Annotated in this window: 16 protein-coding genes; 10 read left to right on the top strand and 6 right to left on the bottom strand. The window is 55.0% G+C overall.

Annotated elements, in window-relative coordinates:
• Window positions 1–31 precede the first annotated feature (31 nt).
• The 3 genes from AC4EYZ_RS17335 to AC4EYZ_RS17345 are packed head-to-tail and all read left to right on the top strand — an operon-like array spanning window position 32 to window position 4,375.
• A complete protein-coding gene (locus AC4EYZ_RS17335) occupies window positions 32–403 on the top strand; it encodes a diacylglycerol kinase (protein ID WP_022522083.1) in 372 nt (123 codons plus the stop codon).
• 49 nt (window positions 404–452) lie between these two features.
• Window positions 453–3,425, top strand: a complete 2,973-nt coding sequence (glnE, locus tag AC4EYZ_RS17340; protein WP_474192457.1) for a bifunctional [glutamate--ammonia ligase]-adenylyl-L-tyrosine phosphorylase/[glutamate--ammonia-ligase] adenylyltransferase — start codon at window positions 453–455, stop codon at window positions 3,423–3,425.
• Window positions 3,426–3,481: 56 nt separating this feature from the next.
• Window positions 3,482–4,375 (top strand): AEC family transporter, encoded by an 894-nt coding sequence (locus AC4EYZ_RS17345; RefSeq protein WP_022522084.1) that lies wholly within the window; start codon window positions 3,482–3,484, stop codon window positions 4,373–4,375.
• Window positions 4,376–4,422: 47 nt separating this feature from the next.
• Here the strand turns inward: AC4EYZ_RS17345 and AC4EYZ_RS17350 are convergent, their stop codons facing one another.
• Complete coding sequence (locus tag AC4EYZ_RS17350) at window positions 4,423–4,806, bottom strand: hypothetical protein (RefSeq protein WP_041159402.1); 384 nt, start codon at window positions 4,804–4,806, stop codon at window positions 4,423–4,425.
• A 186-nt stretch (window positions 4,807–4,992) separates the two neighbouring features.
• Here AC4EYZ_RS17350 and AC4EYZ_RS17355 point away from each other — a divergent pair, with 186 nt between their 5' ends.
• Entirely contained in the window at window positions 4,993–6,618 is a 1,626-nt protein-coding gene (locus AC4EYZ_RS17355; protein WP_009287453.1) for a BCCT family transporter, read from the top strand.
• A 278-nt stretch (window positions 6,619–6,896) separates the two neighbouring features.
• Here the strand turns inward: AC4EYZ_RS17355 and AC4EYZ_RS17360 are convergent, their stop codons facing one another.
• From AC4EYZ_RS17360 to AC4EYZ_RS17370, 3 genes are read right to left on the bottom strand one after another with little or no spacing between them, the layout of a single operon-like run.
• Window positions 6,897–8,189: a diguanylate cyclase gene (locus tag AC4EYZ_RS17360; protein ID WP_161463194.1), complete on the bottom strand. Its 1,293-nt coding sequence runs from the start codon at window positions 8,187–8,189 to the stop codon at window positions 6,897–6,899.
• Window positions 8,186–8,899 (bottom strand): substrate-binding periplasmic protein, encoded by a 714-nt coding sequence (locus AC4EYZ_RS17365; RefSeq protein WP_230804808.1) that lies wholly within the window; start codon window positions 8,897–8,899, stop codon window positions 8,186–8,188. Before AC4EYZ_RS17365 ends, AC4EYZ_RS17360 begins: the two co-directional genes overlap by 4 nt.
• 6 nt (window positions 8,900–8,905) lie before the next feature.
• Complete coding sequence (locus AC4EYZ_RS17370; protein WP_223828111.1) at window positions 8,906–9,631, bottom strand: substrate-binding periplasmic protein; 726 nt, start codon at window positions 9,629–9,631, stop codon at window positions 8,906–8,908.
• A gap of 200 nt (window positions 9,632–9,831) precedes the next feature.
• Here AC4EYZ_RS17370 and AC4EYZ_RS17375 point away from each other — a divergent pair, with 200 nt between their 5' ends.
• From AC4EYZ_RS17375 to AC4EYZ_RS17385, 3 genes are all read left to right on the top strand, one after another.
• On the top strand, window positions 9,832–11,223 hold the full coding sequence (locus AC4EYZ_RS17375) for an MFS transporter (RefSeq protein WP_022522090.1): 1,392 nt from the start codon (window positions 9,832–9,834) through the stop codon (window positions 11,221–11,223).
• A gap of 8 nt (window positions 11,224–11,231) precedes the next feature.
• The gene (locus AC4EYZ_RS17380) at window positions 11,232–11,759 is read left to right on the top strand and encodes a retropepsin-like aspartic protease family protein (protein ID WP_022522091.1); all 528 of its coding nucleotides are present in this window, start codon (window positions 11,232–11,234) and stop codon (window positions 11,757–11,759) included.
• A 72-nt stretch (window positions 11,760–11,831) separates the two neighbouring features.
• Window positions 11,832–12,011, top strand: coding sequence for a PLDc N-terminal domain-containing protein (locus AC4EYZ_RS17385; RefSeq protein WP_022522092.1), 180 nt, complete (start codon window positions 11,832–11,834; stop codon window positions 12,009–12,011).
• Window positions 12,012–12,172: 161 nt separating this feature from the next.
• On the opposite strand, the gene AC4EYZ_RS17390 is transcribed toward AC4EYZ_RS17385, so the two are convergent.
• Window positions 12,173–12,313 carry a hypothetical protein gene (locus tag AC4EYZ_RS17390; RefSeq protein WP_162836279.1) on the bottom strand — a complete coding sequence of 47 codons (141 nt, stop codon included), beginning with the start codon at window positions 12,311–12,313 and terminating at the stop codon, window positions 12,173–12,175.
• A gap of 230 nt (window positions 12,314–12,543) precedes the next feature.
• Between AC4EYZ_RS17390 and AC4EYZ_RS17395 the strand changes: the two genes are divergently transcribed.
• On the top strand, window positions 12,544–13,302 hold the full coding sequence (locus AC4EYZ_RS17395) for a winged helix-turn-helix domain-containing protein (protein WP_007113866.1): 759 nt from the start codon (window positions 12,544–12,546) through the stop codon (window positions 13,300–13,302).
• Window positions 13,303–13,322: 20 nt separating this feature from the next.
• A complete protein-coding gene (locus AC4EYZ_RS17400) occupies window positions 13,323–14,918 on the top strand; it encodes an ATP-binding protein (RefSeq protein WP_427770536.1) in 1,596 nt (531 codons plus the stop codon).
• Here the strand turns inward: AC4EYZ_RS17400 and AC4EYZ_RS17405 are convergent.
• Entirely contained in the window at window positions 14,881–15,819 is a 939-nt protein-coding gene (locus tag AC4EYZ_RS17405) for a LysR family transcriptional regulator (protein WP_022522094.1), read from the bottom strand. The two genes, AC4EYZ_RS17400 and AC4EYZ_RS17405, sit on opposite strands and share 38 nt — an antisense overlap.
• A 115-nt stretch (window positions 15,820–15,934) precedes the next feature.
• Between AC4EYZ_RS17405 and metE the strand changes: the two genes are divergently transcribed.
• Window positions 15,935–18,232: a 5-methyltetrahydropteroyltriglutamate--homocysteine S-methyltransferase gene (gene metE / locus AC4EYZ_RS17410; RefSeq protein ID WP_474192082.1), complete on the top strand. Its 2,298-nt coding sequence runs from the start codon at window positions 15,935–15,937 to the stop codon at window positions 18,230–18,232.
• Window position 18,233 lies beyond the last annotated feature (1 nt).

The raw sequence follows: 18,233 nt of genomic DNA on the forward strand, positions 1-18,233 counted from the left end.
AACTCTACGCTCACAAGGTGAGGCGATCTGCATGAAACCTGGGCATACCGGTTTAACACATTTGGTTCACTCCACACGCTATTCGTGGAAAGGCCTGAAAGCGGCGTTCAGAAACGAGGCGGCTTTCCGTCAAGAGGTCGGCATTACGGTAGTACTGCTGCCGCTTGCCTGGTGGATCGGTGAAGGACCTATCAGTTGGCTACTGCTAGTGGGTAGTCTGTTTTTTGTACTGATAGTGGAGCTGCTTAATAGTGCGATTGAGAACGTGGTGGATCGGATTGGTACCGAGCACCATGAGCTTTCAGGGCGGGCCAAGGATATTGGTTCGGCGGCGGTGATGCTGTCGCTGATCATGGCCGGGCTTACCTGGGGGCTATTGGGCTGGGAAAAATTCTTTAGCTAAGCAGGTAATTGAAAGCGAACGTTTTTGACGCGCTGTCAGCGAGGTAGTTATGCAAGTGAACGACGATTTCTTACCGTTGTCGACGCTGCCAGCGTCGTTACATACCGCCACCCAATCCGCCTGGAAGCGGCTACGCGAGGCGCTTGCTCAAGCCGATAATGTCGCCGAGATGACCAAGCAGGAATTGCCTTCCAGTAATTGGCAAGGGCTTTCGGAGCAGCGTCGCGAGGCGCTTGCTAAAGTATTGACCATCTCGACCTTCGCGCTGGATACCTTGGTTCGCTACCCCCAGTGGTTGGCCGAGTTGGATATTGCCGGTGAGTTGGACGTAAACCCAGGTCGAGATGAGCTTGCTAGCTGGCTGAGTGAGTCACTTGAGAGTGCCGAAGACGAAGAGGCGATGCAGCGGGTAATCCGCCGTTTTCGTCGCAAGCGTATGCTGGGGATTATCTGGCGTGACCTTAACCGTGCCTCTGGCCATAGCATGTGGAGTACCGCCACGGCGGTGTCTGAGCTTGCCGAAATATGCTTGGAAGCGGCATTAACCTGGCTTGAACGTTTTTACGCGCCGCGTTGGGGCTTACCTGCCCCACGTAAAGACGGCACGCCCCAGCGTCTGGTGATTCTGGGTATGGGCAAACTAGGTGCTGGGGAGCTGAACCTCTCTTCCGATATCGATCTGATCTTTGCCTTCCCTGAAAAAGGTGAGACGCAAGGTGGGCGCAAACCGTTAGAGCACCAGGAATACTTTACCAAGCTGGGGCAAAAGCTGATTGCCGCCCTGGATGCCATGACCGCCGATGGCTTCGCCTTCCGTGTCGATATGCGCTTGCGGCCTTTGGGCGACGGCGGGCCGCTGGTGGGCTGTTTTGCCATGCTCTCTAGCTACTACCAGGATCAAGGCCGCGAATGGGAGCGTTACGCCATGCTCAAGGCGCGCCCGGTCGCGGGGGATCTGGACGCGGGCGATGAGCTGTTGGCCGGGCTGCGCCCCTTTGTGTATCGCAAATACCTGGATTTTGGCGCCATTGAGTCGCTGCGTGAACTGAAAGCGATGATCAACCGCGAAGTGAAGCGCAAAGGCATGCAGAGCAATATCAAACTTGGCTCCGGCGGCATTCGTGAGGTTGAGTTCGTCGTGCAGGCGTTCCAACTGATTCGCGGCGGCCGCGATACGGAGCTGCAGGTGACATCGCTAAAAACGGCGCTCAATCGTTTGCCCGAGCTGGGCCTGTTGCCGCAGGAAGTGGTCGATGAGCTGCTGCCTGATTATGCTTTTCTGCGCGATGTCGAACACGCTCTCCAAGCACTGGAAGACCGTCAGACACAGACCTTGCCCAGCGATGATGCTGATCGTGAACGGGTAGCCTTCGCCATGGGGCATGAAGATTGGCCGGGGTTGATAGCCCAGCTTGACGAAGTGCGCGAGCGGGTGCGCCAACACTTTGATGCCGTGATTGCCGACCCCGAAGAGGATGTCGATGAGGCCAACGATGATAGCCAGCTTGGCTTGGCTCAGTGGCGGCTTATTTGGCGCGGCGAGTTAGAAGTGCAGGAGGCCAGCGCGTACCTGGCCGAGGCGGGTTTTAACGAGCCAGAAAAAGCCTTGAAGCGGCTGCATAGCCTTTATCATTCTCGGCAAGTGCAAAGCATGCAGCGGATTGGCTTCGAGCGCTTGGATGCGTTAATGCCGCTGCTGTTGGATGCGGTGGCGGGCAATGAAGCACCGGATACCGCGCTTGAACGGGTACAGCCGCTGATTGAGGCCGTACTGCGGCGTACAGCTTACCTTGCGCTGCTGCGCGAAAACCCCCAGGCGCTCGAACACCTGATGCGCTTGTGCGCCGCGAGCCCCTGGATAGCTGAACAGCTGTCGCGTTATCCCATTCTGCTCGACGAGCTGCTGACGCCAGAAACGCTGTATACCCCCGCCGATAAAGCGCGCCTTGCCGATGAGCTGCGCCAAACGCTGAATCGTTTGCCAGAGGATGATGAAGAGGCACAGCTAGAGGCATTGCGCGTTTTTAAACACGCTCAAACCCTGCACATAGCGGCGTCGGATATCGTGGGTACTCGGCATCTAATGAAAGTAAGCGATTACTTAACCTATATCGCCGAAGTCATTCTCGATGCCGTGTTGGCGATGGCGTGGAAGCATATTACCCGCAAGCACGGTGTTCCTGAGGGGCTGAATGCCGGGGAAGCGGCTTTTCTGATCGTTGGTTACGGCAAACTGGGCGGCATTGAGCTGGGCTACAGCTCCGATTTAGATCTTGTTTTCCTTCACGATAGCGATGGTCAGGGCACAACTGATGGTCCACGACCCATTGATACGCCAGTGTTTTTTACCCGTCTGGGACAGCGTATTATTCACCTGCTCACCGCGGTAACGCCCACCGGCACGCTGTATGAAGTGGATATGCGCCTGCGGCCTTCGGGTAATTCAGGACTATTGGTGACATCGCTTAAAGCCTTTGCCGAGTATCAGCGTCAGAATGCCTGGACCTGGGAGCACCAGGCATTGGTGCGCGCCCGGGTGGTGGCGGGTAGCGATTCGCTGGCCGAGAAATTCAGTCAGTTACGGGGCGATATTCTAGGTGGTGAGCGAGATAAAGCTGCACTGCGCGAAGAGGTGGTCAAGATGCGTCAGAAAATGCGCGACCATCTGGGCAGTAAAACCACCAGCAATACCTTTAACGTCAAACACGATGCGGGCGGTATGGTGGATATCGAGTTTCTCTGCCAATACGCGGTGTTAGCGCTTGCTCACCAAACGCCTGCGTTACTTACCTACAGCGATAATATCCGCATTCTAGAGAGCCTGACCGAGAGTGGGCACTTACCAGCTGAAGAGGCAGAGCGTCTTCGCGAGGCTTATCTGGCTTATCGCAGCGCTACGCACCGAGCGGCGCTCACCGGTCAGAAAGCACTCAGCGATGGTGAGGAATTCCGTGCGCATCGCGATATAGTCACCGCGCTCTGGCAGCGCTTTCTTGAACCTTCCACCGCCGATAACCGCTAGTCAGACGGTAACCAGGACGCAACAGTGATAACAAGGAATAGGGCTGGGCGGCCCGTATGATTGGACATATTCTGGCCACGCTATTGCCAGTATTTTTAATCGCTGGCTGTGGCGCAGCCTATGGGCGCTACCGTACACCGGATATTCGCAGTCTCAATACCCTCAACATGGAGCTGTTCGTTCCGCTATTGGTGTTCGCCGTGCTGGCTGACCGGCAAGCGCCGTTAGCTGAGTACGCCTGGCTGGCCACGGCAGCGATAGCAGTAGTGCTGGGGTCGGGGCTTGTACTTTGGCCGCTGGCAAAGTGGCTAAAGCTGGATAGCAAAATCTTCCTTCCGCCGATGATGTTCAACAATGCGGGCAATATGGGCGTACCGCTGCTGGTGTTGGCATTTGGTGCTGAGGCGCTTCCTGCGGCGGTGGTGGTGTTTATCGTTGAAATGCTGCTGCACTTTTCGGTGGGGCTTTACATGCTTAACCCGCGCACTTCGCTATGGCGAATGCTGCGCATGCCAATTGTACTCGCGAGTCTGGCGGGTTTAGCGGTGAATATCAGTGGCCTGCCGCTGCCTGGCTGGCTGCTGGAGGCGATGCATATGCTAGGCGGGGTATGTATTCCGCTAATGCTGTTTGCGTTAGGGGTGCGGCTCTTGGAGATCGACTTTAGCGATTGGCGTATGGGGATACTGGGGGCGGTGCTGTGTCCGATTTCCGGATTAGTAATTGCTTTGCCGTTGATGTGGCTACTGCCACTAAATGCGCTTCAGGCGGCGGTGCTGCTGGTATTTGCGGCACTGCCGCCTGCGGTGTTGAATTACTTGGTCGCAGAGCAGTATAAGCTGGCGCCACAAAAAGTGGCTTCGCTGGTGCTGATTGGTAACCTGGGCAGTCTGGTCGTTATGCCGCTGACCTTGGCCGCGGCATTTACCTGGGTTTACGCGCCGCTGTAACAAAGTATACGGCACTAGGTGGCGCGAAAAAGTGACTAACGGGTTAATTAACGATCATCTTTAACTTCATAGCTGCCTTCCAAGACATCCTGATGACCAGGACGGTTTTGCGCAGACGTATGCGGGGAAGCATGTCCGTGAGAATGCCCTTGAGAATATCCCCCACCTATATCCTGTGCCTGCTGGGCGCGCATCTGCTCCATACGCTTTTTCATTTTATGGCGCATAAACGGCATCATTGCCCAGCCAATCAGCAAGAAAAACAGGCCGAGTACCACGCCGACTATCATTAACGCGCCAAACGCCAGCCACGTGAGCAGCAGCTTCAAGCTGCCCGCCACTCCGCTGGGTTGAGTTTGCGCAGCACGGGCGCGCCATTGGTTAGCCGCTTGCCATGCAGCGTTGCGTTGGTCGCGATTCATCTGTGGCATGAGAGCCTCCATCGGTTATTCGCACCCATTGGAACACAGTAGCTCTAGCAAGTTCACTGCTTGGCCACAGTGCGATTAGATTTTTCAACTGTTACCATTAAGCTGTACAAGGCAGGTTTAGTTGTACAAGCATGCGCTTAATACGCAGTGCTTACCTAAACAGAGCTCATTTAACAGGACGGTTATATGGCTAATCATGGAGGCAAGTCGGTATTCATCGCATCGGTGGTGATTATTTTTGGCTTGGTAGTTGTTGGGGCGTCATTTCCTGAAGGATTTGCCAACGTTGCAGAGGGCGCACTGACTACTGTTACCGGGCTATTCGGGTGGTTTTATCTATTTTCGGTTTTTGGTTTTGTCATTTTTCTGTTTGGTCTGGCGCTAAGCAAGTATGGCAAGGTGCGCTTAGGCCCCCAGGACAGTCGACCCAACTATACATTCTTTTCGTGGATCAGCATGCTGCTGGCCGCAGGCTTTGGTGTCGGACTGGTCTTCTATGGCATGGCGGAACCCATGTTTCACTTCATTGAGCCGCCCTATGGCGACAGAACCGCCGAAACCGAAGCGGCCGCCCGCTACGCTATTCAATACAGCTACTTTAACTGGGGGATACACCAGTGGGCAGCTTTCTCGATTGTCGGTTTGATCATTGCCTATTTTCAGTTCCGCAAAGGGCAGGCAGGACTGGTGTCGTCCGTACTGTCATCGATAACGGCTAAGAATCCTAAAATTCGTCCTTACGCTTCCTGGCTGGATGTATTTGCCGTAGTCGCCACCGTAATGGGTGTGGCTACCTCGTTAGGGTTAGGTGTGCTGCAGATGAATGGCGGTTTAAACGCTGTGTTTGGCCTGCCGGAGAACGGTTTCTGGCAGTTTGTGATTCTTTTCGTGATGTTCTGCGCCTATATGGCTTCCACCTGGTCGGGTTTGGATAAAGGCATTAAACGCCTCTCTAACCTTAATATGATTTTATGCATCGGGTTGATGCTGTATGTGCTGTTCACTGGCCCAACCGTGGCGATATTAGAGACCATCACGGTGGGGATTGGTGACTATCTGCAGAACTTTATCGGCATGAGCCTGCGCATTTCTCCCTATGGTGATAATGAGTGGGCAAGCAACTGGACGATTTTCTACTGGGCCTGGGTGATTGCCTGGTCGCCGTTTGTAGGTACCTTTATTGCCCGGGTATCACGGGGGCGTACCATCAAAGAGTATGTGTTTGGGGTGCTGTTCGTACCGCCGCTGCTGGCCTGTTTATGGATTGGCGTATTCGGTGGCGCGGCGCTTCACATGGAGTTGAACGGTACCGATATCGGTCTTGCTGCCGCAACCCAGGATAATATAACCGTCGCACTGTTCGAGATGTTTGAGTTGATGCCCTTTACCGGCGTGCTGTCGGTCGTTGCGATGCTGCTGATCTTTATTTTCCTGGTCACCTCCGCTGACTCGGCCTCGTATATCGTGGCGCAAATGACCGATAATGGTTCGATCAATCCGCCGCTCTATAAGCGCGTCATTTGGGGTGTGCTGATCGCCGCTATTTGCCTGACGTTAATTGCCTCAGGTGGCTTAACGGGGCTGCAATCGGCTTCGGTGCTGTCGGCACTGCCGTTCACCTTTATCTTGTATATGATGGTGTTTGTATTAGTTCAGGAACTACGCGCCGACCGCAAGGCGATGCTAACGCAGCTTTATCGCCGCCATGGCGAAACGCCGGTGGGTGCGGACGCCTTTGAAGCCGAGCTGTTAGGTGAAGAAGAGCGCTTGCGCCGTGCACCGAGTGTGGTCAATCGGCGCATTAATAGTTAGCATCAGTCATCAGCACTAATAAAAAGTAACCAAGCCTTCGATTGCGGGGCAAGGTAGTTGGGGAGCAGCGACACATGAAGCGAAAATGCTGATGGCGCGGCAAGGGCGCCATGGAGCGACACGACGGCAGGCTAAAGGAGTTGCTTTCGATCGCTGGCTAGATAGGGTAGTCACAGTAGCGGTGCTAACGGCGATGATCATTGGTCTGGCTGCTGTGGCCGCTCACTGGCTGCTTTAAAGTACCAGCTCTGTGCAATATGTGTGCTTAACGCCCGGCTTTATGCCGGGCGTTTGCGTGTTTCGACCCGGTTTCGGCCCAGCCGTTTGGCGTGGTAAAGGTGCTGGTCGGCACGCTCAATCAGCGCTTCAGCACTAATTGATAAGCCGGGCGACATGCTGGCAACACCCATGCTAACGGTAAGCTCTGAATGGGTGCTTGAAAAAGCATGAGGAATGGCCAGTGACAGCACTGCTTCGCGCAAGCAGTTGGCAACGCCCACAGCGTCGTCATGATCCTGACCTGGCAGTACACAGACAAATTCTTCGCCGCCGTAGCGGGCGAGTAAATCCCTGGCGGGGGCAATGCACTGATTGAGCGCTTTTGCTACGGCGCGCAGGGTGTCGTCGCCCATGGCGTGCCCATAATGATCGTTAAACTCCTTAAAGTTATCGATATCGATAAAAATCACCGATAGCGGCTGCTGGGTTTGCTGCGCCAAGTGCCAGTGTTGTTGATAAAACTCATCGAAGTGGCGTCGGTTCGCCACGCCCGTCAAGCCATCCATATTAGAGAGATGATGGAGCTGGTCGCGCTGCTCCAAGCCTTGCTGAAACGCGTTTAACAAATGATCCAAACTATCCACCAGATGCCCTAACTCATCATGCTGATGTCCTCGCAACATTGGCTTGGGCCACTGGCCGGGACGATTGGGATCGGTTTGGGCAATAGCTGCGTGTACCTTGAGCAATGGGCGAGTAATAAATAGATGAAAAAAAGCGATCACCACTAGGCTTAAAATAAACGCCTCTAAAATACTCACCCCGACCACCGTGTAAATACGCGCGAGGAACTGCTGGGTTAAGTAGCTTTCTGCCAGCATCAGCTCAATCTCGCCGACGACCGCTTCCGGCATGTCGCTGCCCATGTAGTAGGCGAGGTCGGTTTGGTGGTGCAGTATATCGCCAAATAAATATTGGCTGAGCCAAGTCGAATCAGCCTGTTTTGGCCTCTCAAATTCAGCCAGAGCGCGCCCAAAATCGTCACGAATCGACACCCATGCGACCTCGTCAGCATTAAATAGCCCATAGGCGATTTGGTGGGCGAGGTCGGGGTTAAGCTGGAAAGCGGCCTCTGCTGCGGCGCCGTTAACGACCGCCAACTGTTGAGTAATGCGTTGCTCGGTTTCCTGGCGCATATTGGTAGCGTGGCTGAGAAGTTCAATACTTCCTGCTACACCACTAATCAGCATAGCAATGAGCAGGGTGAGTAGCGCTTGCTTAGTGGTCAGGCTGCCTTTTTTAGGCGCGACGCCAGTGGTCAACATAGGAAAGCGAGGGCGGGGACTTATCACTGGCTCTCCCCCTGCAGGGCATCCAGCTGGGCTTGCAGTCGCTCCAGCAGTGCTTTCGAAACGTTGAGGTGGCAGGCGAGATAAAGCGGTGCGCGATAAAAAGTAAATAAATGCGCTAGCGCGATGTCCTGTTCATGTGCCATAAATTCACCGGTTGCTTTGCCTGTCACAATCACATCTAGTAGCCCCGCCTTTAAACGCGCGATATTTTCTCGCTCCGAAGGAGCAAGTAGCACATTAATGCCGCTATCAGCGACGTAATCGCCTATGGCATCTTCCCTAAAACTGCCCACTCGCCAAGCGTTCAGCCCGGAAAGTGAATCAACATTGAGCCCACGCTCGGCTAAACTGAACGCTGCCCATTCATTGACGACCAGTGGCCCCACCCAGTGAAACAGCGCTTCACGCTCAAGGGTGCGGGTGGTGGAGTAGACGCAATGGTTCTCCCTTAAGCGTGCTTCGGTGTAAGCGCGTGCCCAAGGCAGCAGCCGAAAATTAGCCTCTATGTCAGCTTGGCGAAGCGCATCACGTAGCAGTCGCGTCGCACTACCGATTATTTGCCCTTGGTCGTCCGAATAATTGAACGGTGGATACTCTTCGGTATTGATCGTCAGCGGCATCGCATGAAGTGGCAGACTGCAGCTACCGATAACGGTGATCAGGGCAACGCCCATGCAGTATTGCCATCGGCGAGTTAGGTCGTTAGCCATCGTCAACTACCTCTCGACTCGTCCCGCTTGCACCCTGTTTAAGGCCTGCTGCATCAGCGCTACCAGACGTGGATCCGTGGCTTTGTTGATGGCAAAGTATAGCGAAGATTCGCTGAGGGTGTGTGTGGGGGTTAAAATATCTTTAGGATAACCTTCTGACTCCGCTATCCAGCCAGCCACATTCTGACTGTAAGCCCATAGGTCAACTCGCCCGCGGGTTAGCATATTGAGTGCGCTTCGGTTATCAATAGCGGATACGAGTAAGTGCTCAGGATAGCCAGCTTCCAACAGTGCCTGGGCACCGATATCTTCCCGAATGACCGCTACGGTCAGGCCGCGATCAATCGCTTGAGCCAAAGAATCAACCACAATCGGTGCGTCGCGGTGGGCTAGCAGTACGACCCGGTCTTGAGCAATCGGCCCCACCCAGTGGAAATTGACCTCTCTTGAGGGCGTACGCGTAGTGGAAAATAGCACCGTATTAGGTTGGCTGCGCGCTAGCTCATAGCCGCGAATCCAAGGGTAGTGACGGACGTCATTACGGCTTAATGGTGTTTCTGTCGCTGCAAAAATAGCCTCCAACAAATCAATCGATATCCCGGTTAATTGCTGATTATCGATATAGTTATAGGGCGGGTACTCTTCAGTAATAAAGGTTAATGCCGCCAAGGTGTCGGGCTCATCAGCCTGTCCGCTTGCGACGATTGCCAGCCAGAGGCATAGCGTGGCCATCAACCTGGTTAAGGGTTGTCGGTACACTGGCCGTAGAGATGGCTGGGCTAATCCCATCGCAGTTCTATCCGTATTACTGATCAATCAATCAAACTTAGAGCAACGCTGGTCGGCTGTCATCTCTAATCTGCCAACGCAAGCCGTGGCGCCTTGGCGGTTCTATCTGCTAGCCTTACGGCTTCCCCTGTGAGAGAAAACTAATGCTGCCTGCTAACACTGCTAAGGCGACGGATGGCTACGCATCGCGTCGAGAAATTTTCGGCTGGGCGATGTTTGATTTTGCCAACCAGGCCTACACGCTTTTGATTATTACCGTGGTATTTGGCGAGCTTTTCACCACAGTCATTGTGGGGGATCGGGGCGATAATTTCCGGTTGGCCAACTTTTTGTGGAGCCTGGCCCTGGCGATTAGTTATCTAATGGTGGTGATTACCGCGCCGTTGTGCGGAGCGGTGATGGATTACCGGGCGGAGAAAAAACGCTTTCTGCTGATTAGTTATCTCGCCACCGTGGTCACTACGGGCATGCTCTACTTCGTTGAGCCGGGCTATGTCGTTATCGGCTTGTTATTGATCGTGCTGTCTAACTACGCGTACTCCATGGGGGAGTCATTTATTGCTGCATTTTTACCTGAACTTGGGCCGCCGCAGTCGCTGGGCAAAATTTCTGGCTTTGGCTGGGCGCTCGGCTACATCGGTGGACTGTTTGCGGCAGGTTTTACCCTGGTGGTGCTAGGCGAGGCCAGCGCGGAAAACTTTGAGCGCATACGCTGGGTGGGGCCCTTTGCGGCCGGCTTTTTTCTGATTACCGCTATTCCTACGTTTTTATGGCTAAAAGAGCGTGGCACCCCTCAGCCCCGTGGCGTCTCTTATCGGCATATTGCCCTGAACCGCGTCACCACCACCCTTCACGAGCTGCGCTATTTTAAAGATCTGACGGTATTTTTGATTTCACTGCTGTTCTCGATGGCCGGCGTCTACATCATCATCGCGTTCGCCTTTATTTATGGTGCTCAAGTGATCGGCTGGGATGAAAGCGTACGTAATATCATGTTTATTATTGTCCAAGTGACCGCTGCAGCAGGGGCTCTGGGGTTTGGCTGGATACAGGATCAGCTAGGTGCCAAGCGAACGTACCAAATGACCCTGGCGCTATGGGTGTTGGCGATTATTGCTATCTGGGCAACGCCGGAGATGACGCAGTGGGTAAACGGGCAGTTTGACCTGCAGTGGCAGGCACAGTACGTATTTTTGATAGTCGGCTGCCTGGCGGGGCTTAGCCTGGGTTCCAGCCAATCTGCCAGCAGGGCTCTGGTGGGGCTATTTTCACCCTTGGAGAAATCAGCCGAGTTCTTCGGCTTCTGGGGGCTGGCGAATAAGTTGGCAGGGGTGTTGGGGATCGTCATGCTGGGGGTGTTGCAGACGCTGGTTGGTTTGCAAGCGTCTATTCTATTATGTGTTGCCCTGTTCGTTATCGCGATGCTGATTTGCGCCAGGGTCAACGAGCGCCGTGGTCGGGAGGCGGCGCTCGCCTGGGAAGCCAACAGCTATAGCAACACTAATAACGCTAACGAGGCATCCTTACCTCAGTGAGGTGGAGCATGGCAACGCACCTGGCAGGTCAAACAGCGCAACGCGGTGGTATCGTTATGATGCTGCTGTTTTGGGTGCTGTTAATGGCGGTGGGCACTTGGTGGATTCACGGTGGTCTCGAAGAGATGATGCGCCCGAACGCGAATATTGTGCATACGCTACCTGCAGGTGAGCCGGTTACCTTAAAACGTAACCGGGCAGGGCACTTTGAAGCGCCGGGACGCATCAACGGCACGCCGGTGACCTTTTTGCTCGATACTGGCGCCACCTATGTCGCCATACCGGTCGATTTGGCTAGCGAGTTAGGCCTAAAACCGGGACGCCGCGCTTGGTTCAATACCGCCAATGGTCGAGTTGAAGGTACTTTAACCGAACTCGATGAGGTTTCTCTGGGCGGTCTAAAAGTGCAGAATGTGCAGGGGTCTATCAGCCCCGGCATGGAGCGTGACACCGTTCTACTCGGCATGAGCTTTTTAAATTTATTGTCGATTGAAATACAGTCGGGTGAGATGGTGTTGAGCCTTCCCGAGCAGTGAGTTCGGCTTGTGAATGTGCCACTGATATGATTGTCTAAATTAATACGAGTGCCAACATGCTAAGGAGTTGCTATGGGCATTGAAGTAGGTGGTTTATTAGGGCTAATTTGGCTCATCATTGTGATCTGGGCCATTGTGAAAGTAGCCAAAAGCGGCGCGGGTGGTCTTGCTAAGCTGATATGGATCCTGGTGCTGCTGTTTTTCCCGTTAGTCGGCTTAATTGCATGGTTTCTGTTTGGGCCCAAAGGGTAGCCGCTGAAAAGCAAAGCTGTTGAAAAGCCCGCCTCGTGCAATTGCGTCAAAATGTGTAGTCGAAAAAAGTAGTTGTAAAAAAGTAGCTAAGTAAAAAAGGCAGGCCACTGGTGGTCTGCCTTTTTAAGTATGCTTTAGCAATAGATATACTTAACCAAACATTACTCAATGGTGTCGTTTTCTTCCCCTGGCGGCGCCTTGTAATGCCCTGGGATTTTTAACTTCTCCCCATTGGGCAGGTCGCGCACTTGGGCTGGAACGTAAACACGCTTAATGACACTTTTCGTTTTGCTACTTCCCATGGCAGGTTCCTCCTGTCAAATTGTCGACAGTTCGCGCCTTAACAGTAGCTTCCGCAGGTGCGAGAATCAAGTATCGGGCCTTGTCTACCGATCAATGCGCATGATTGTAACGACAGAAGCGGGTGTTTTGATAGTTTTGAGTTATCCTGAGTGCCAATCATAGGGCGCCTGCGTTGGTATTGGGTGAGCGGGTGAAAAAATAAACAGCCTAAGCGGAGTGCATAAAGAGGATGGTAGATCATTTGGAACAGCAATTTCAGGCGCTTGAGTCGCAAGAGTCTGTAATGCCTGACTATCCTGATCAAGATCATGTCCTGATCATTGAGGATGACCAGCGTTTAGCCGAGCTGACCCGTGATTACTTGGAAGCGAACGGCTTCCAAGTAACGCTGGAAGCTGACGGTGCGAAAGGGGTCGACCGTATTTTAACCCTACAGCCCGATCTGGTGATTTTAGACTTAATGCTGCCGGGGGAGGACGGCCTGGCGATTTGTCGTCGTGTTAGACCCAATTTTGCCGGCCCGATCATGATGCTGACCGCTCGCACCGATGATCTTGATCAGGTCTTGGGGCTCGAAATGGGCGCCGACGACTACGTGCCGAAGCCGGTTCAACCGCGGGTGCTATTGGCGCGTATGCGCGCGCTGCTGCGCCGTGCCGACGGGCCGGCACCAGACGGCGAAATGCGGCTGCGTTTTGAAAACCTGGAGATCGATAACGCCACTCGTGAAGCCTGGCTTTCAGGCGAGCGAATTGACTTAACCAGCGCTGAGTTTGACCTACTTTGGTTACTGGGCCGTAACGCTGGCCGAGTACTCACCCGCGAAGAGATATTCAGCGACTTACGGGGCATTAAGTACGACGGCCAAGACCGCTCGATTGATGTACGCGTATCGCGCATTCGACCCAAAATTGGCGATGATCCGAATCAGCCTCACCGGATCAAAACCGTGCGCAGCAAAGGTTATCTTTTCGTCAAAGACAGTTGATCATTCAGAGGGATGGCATCATGCGGCGGGTGCTCAGTAACGGCTCGTTTTTACGCTTCTATTTGCTGTTGGGCATCGCGCTATTAGTGGTTTTTGTGATCGCCTTAGCGGGGCGCTCCTTTATCGAACAGGTGCGCCGTGAAGACTATCGTGAGCAGCTCGCCGCGCTGCCTATGTCGTTGATGACGCAACAGCTCGCCGACGCACCGGTTGAACAGCGAAATGCTCTGCTTGAGCATTTTTCGGAACAGCTCGATTTACAGCTGACCCTGCAGCCTATCGGCGATGCGGATTTGGGATTTTTCGAACGGTCGCGCCTGGAGCAGGGCAAAATACTGGTCGCTGAAAGCCCCTGGCTACTGCAACAGCGTTTGCCCGGCGACACCTGGCTGCTGCAAGCACGACTCGATGACTGGAGTGAGCACCAGTGGCATGGCAGCATTGAGTTGCTTGGTGGGTGGCTCGCGGCAGCGCCCGCGGCAGAGCGTGATGGCCGCATTGCCCAATTGCGTCCAGGGAGTTGGCCGTTGCAGCTTTTGCCTTCGTTGCCTGCGGGACTAACGGCGGCGCAGCAGGCTCAGCTGGTCAGGGGCAACGTCATCACCCAACTCGTTTCTGATAAGCTTTCAATTACGCTGCTCTATCAGTTGCCAGGCGAGTCACAATGGCTGCAAGCGGGGCCTATTTCCCGCGGCGACACCTTACCGCTGAATTTGCACTTACCCCTTTTGATGGGGCTGATGATCGTTCTCAGCCTGATTATTTATTTGATTATGCGCAGTATCGAAGCCCGCATGGCGCGGCTGGAGCTGGCTGCCACGCGGATTGCCAGTGGCCGCCTGGAAACCCGGGTAAAGGTAGAGAGCGGCGACTTTTTAGGCCGCTTGGGGATGGCTTTTAATGGCATGGCCAATCAGGTGCAGAGCCTGCTGCGCGGTCAACAGGAGATGATTCGGGCGGTTTCCCACGAGCTGCGCACCCCGGTCGCGCGTATTCGCTTTGCCGTGCAGATGGTCGAGGATATGACCGATCAACCCGCCATTCGCCGCCAGCTTCAGGGGATCGATGCGGACATTGCCGAGCTCGATGAGTTAGTTGATGAAATTCTCACCTATGCACGACTGGGTGGAGAAACGGTTAACGGCGCTGAGCTTGAAACGGCGCTGGTAGAGTGTCGGGCCATGGCGGAACGGGTGATTGATACGCTGTCGCCGCTGCATAGGGGCTTAGCGTTGGCGCTTGCGCCTGGTCCTGAAATCGAGCTGCTGGCGGAGCCGCGCTATCTTCAGCGTGCGGTGCAGAATTTAGTCGGCAACGCCTGCCGCCATGCTAAGTCCCAGGTGATGATTCACCTCTGGGATGAACCCAATCTGGTGCGTATTGACGTTGAAGACGACGGCCCCGGCATTCCGCCGGAAGCGCGGGCGGATATTTTCAAGCCGTTTGCCCGTCTGGACGACAGCCGTGCTCGCAGCTCTGGTGGCTACGGGTTAGGGCTTTCGATTGTGCAGAAAATCATGGCCGGGCACGGTGGTAGCGTGACCATCGATACCAGTCCCACTTTGGGCGGCGCGCGCTTTACGCTGCTGGTTCCGCGTCGCGATCCGCAGGCTTGACCCCGGATAGCACTGCAAAGGAGGTCTCCCGCGCCGTGCGTAAAAAATCCTGCATCCATGGCGCTTCGCGGGTCTCTTCGCGAATCGCCGCATACAGCGTGCTCCATACCCCATGCTCGCCTAGCTTCACCGCGCTAACGTAATCGCGCTCTAAATACTCGGTGAGTGCCCAGTTGGGTAGTGCACACACGCCACGCCCGCTGGCCACCAGCTGCATCATCATAATCGTCAATTCGGCGGTACGAATCTCCTGAGGACGCACGTTCGCCGGTTGCAAAAACTGGGTGAAAATATCCAATCGCGACTGCTCAACGGGGTAGGTAATCAACGTTTCCTCAGCCAGTGCCTGGGGCTCTATAAACCCCCGGCCAGCAAAAGGGTGCTGGCGGGCGACGGCCAGTAACCCTTCATAGCGAAACAGCGGGGCGTAGTGAATGCCCTCAAGGGGTTGGGGGTCAGCGGTGATCACCAGATCCAGCTGCTCTCGGGCAAGCGCCGGAAGCGGGTCAAAGTGGTGTCCACTGGGAATGTCGATTTCCACTTCCGGCCAGTGATCGCGAAAATAGTCCACTGTGGGCATTAGCCACTGAAAGCAGCTGTGGCACTCAATGGCCATATGCAAACGCCCCTGCTCGGTGCCTGCCAGGCGCGCCAAATCACGCTCCGCCTTGCGTACTTCAGGCAGTACCTGGTCGGCTAGGGCGAGCAGCCGCAGCCCCGCGCGGGTGAATTCCACCGGGCGGGTTTTACGCACAAAAAGCGCGCTGTCCACGCGGCTCTCAAGATCTTTAAGCTGGTGCGAAAGCGCCGATTGGGTCAAATGCACGCGATCGGCAGCATCGACCAGGGAGCCGGTTTCGCGCAGAGCCAGCAGCGTGCGTAGGTGTCGTAACTCAATCATGTAGTGGCTCAATCATCGTGAGTTTTTTTCATCTTTGCTATTAGAAACTTTAGTTTGATTCATCAAGGCCTGGTGCCCAGACTGTGTGAATTATTTCACGTTGGTAGGGTTCATCATGACAGTTTCTCATATTCTCGGCTATCCCCGCATCGGCGCTCAGCGCGAGCTAAAAAAAGCCACTGAAGCATACTGGAAAGGCGAGTGTACGCGTAGCGAGCTGGAAAACACCGCTCGCGAGCTGCGTTTGCGCCACTGGCAGGCACAGCAGGACGCGGGTTTGGATTTCGTTAGCGTGGGCGATTTCGCATTTTACGACCAAGTGTTGAACGTTTCAGTGGCGCTGGGGGCTGTGCCTGCCCGCTTTAACGCCAATAATGAAGTGGCAGGTGGCGATATCGATCTCGACACCACCTTTCGTATGGCCCGCGGTAGAGCCCCCAGCGGTGAGCCCGCCGCAGCCTGTGAAATGACCAAATACTTCGATACCAACTACCACTACCTCGTCCCCGAACTGCACGAAGGGCAAACCTTTACTCTGGCATCCAACCGGCTGTTTGACGAAGTGGATGAAGCGTTACGTGCGGGTTTTACCCCGAAAGTAACGCTGACGGGGCCGCTGACTTGGCTATGGCTTGGCAAAACCAAGGGCGGTGATTTTGACCGCCTGACGCTGCTCGACAGCGTACTCGACGTGTATGGCGAAATATTAGCGCGGCTTGCCACCCAAGGCATTGAGTGGGTGCAACTGGATGAGCCTGCGCTGGTGCAGGATCTGCCGCTGGCATGGCAGCAGGCCTATGAGCGTGCCTATCATCGCCTTCAGTCTGCGCCGCTAAAACTATTGCTAGCCACTTACTTCGGCGGCTTGGGCGATAACCTATCATTGGCGACCCGTTTGCCCGTGGCAGGGTTGCACATTGATGCCGTGCGCGCCCCCCAGCAAGTCGAGGGTGTGATTGACCGCCTTGGCCCCCATCAGGTGCTATCGGTGGGGTTTGTCGATGGTCGCAATATCTGGCGGGCCGATTTGGCTGCCTTGCGAGAACGCCTGCTGCCGTTGAAAGTGCGCCTGGGGCAGCGGCTTTGGTTGGCACCCAGCTGCTCGCTGCTGCATGTGCCGGTGGATTTGGCCCAGGAGACGGAGCTTGGTGATGAGCTGATCAGCTGGCTGGCTTTCGCGCGGCAGAAACTTGACGAGGTGGTCACCTTGGCGCGCTTGATCGATAACCGCGCCACGCCTGCCGATGAGCAGCGACTGGATCAGGCCACACGGGCGCTGGATGCCCGGCGTGAATCAACGCGTATTCACCAAGCTGAGGTCAGTGAGCGTTTGGCGGCGGTTCGCCCCGCCGATAGCCAGCGCCGGGCGCCTTATGGTGTGCGTTCTGAGGCTCAGCGTCGCGCGCTTAAGCTGCCGCTATTCCCCACCACGACGATTGGTTCTTTCCCGCAAACCGATGCGATTCGTGCCGCCCGGCGCGCTTTTAAGGCTGGTGAGCTGGCGTTGGCCGACTACGAAGCCCGTATGCAGGTTGAAATTGCCTACGCCGTTGAACGCCAGCAGGCGCTGGGGATCGATGTGCCAGTGCATGGCGAAGCCGAACGTAACGATATGGTGGAGTACTTTGGCGAGCAGTTGGAAGGCTTTGCGTTTACCCGTTTTGGCTGGGTACAAAGTTACGGTTCACGCTGCGTGAAGCCGCCGGTGATCTTCGGTGACGTATCGCGCCCCGCCCCGATGACGGTGCGCTGGAGCGAGTACGCCCAAACTCTGACCGATAAGCCCATGAAGGGCATGTTGACAGGGCCGGTGACGATTCTACAGTGGTCGTTTGTGCGTGATGACCAGCCGCGGGAAACCACCTGCCGCCAGATTGCCTTGGCGCTGCGCGATGAGGTGTTGGATCTGGAAAAAGCCGGGATCAACATTATTCAAATCGATGAACCGGCGCTACGCGAAGGGTTACCGCTGCGCCAAGATGAGTGGCAATCATACCTTGATTGGGCGGTAGAGAGCTTCCAGCTAAGCGCTGCAGGTGCGGCCAACACCACCCAGATTCATACCCATATGTGCTACTCGGAATTCAACGACATCATTGGCGCGATTGCAGCACTTGATGCCGATGTCATCACCATCGAAACGTCGCGTTCGGATATGCACCTGCTGGATGCCTTCCAGGACTTCGCTTATCCCAATGAAATCGGCCCAGGGGTTTACGATATCCACACCCCCAATATTCCCGAGGTGAGCTGGATGGTCGATTTGATGGAGAAAGCCCTGGAAAAAATCCCCGTCGAACGGCTGTGGGTGAACCCGGACTGCGGCTTAAAAACCCGTGGTTGGACGGAAGTAGAGCCAGCGCTGGCCAATATGGTGGAAGCGGCTAAGGTGTTACGTCAACGCTATGCGTAAA

The sequence above is a fragment of the Vreelandella sp. 162(4c) genome (assembly GCF_058152265.1).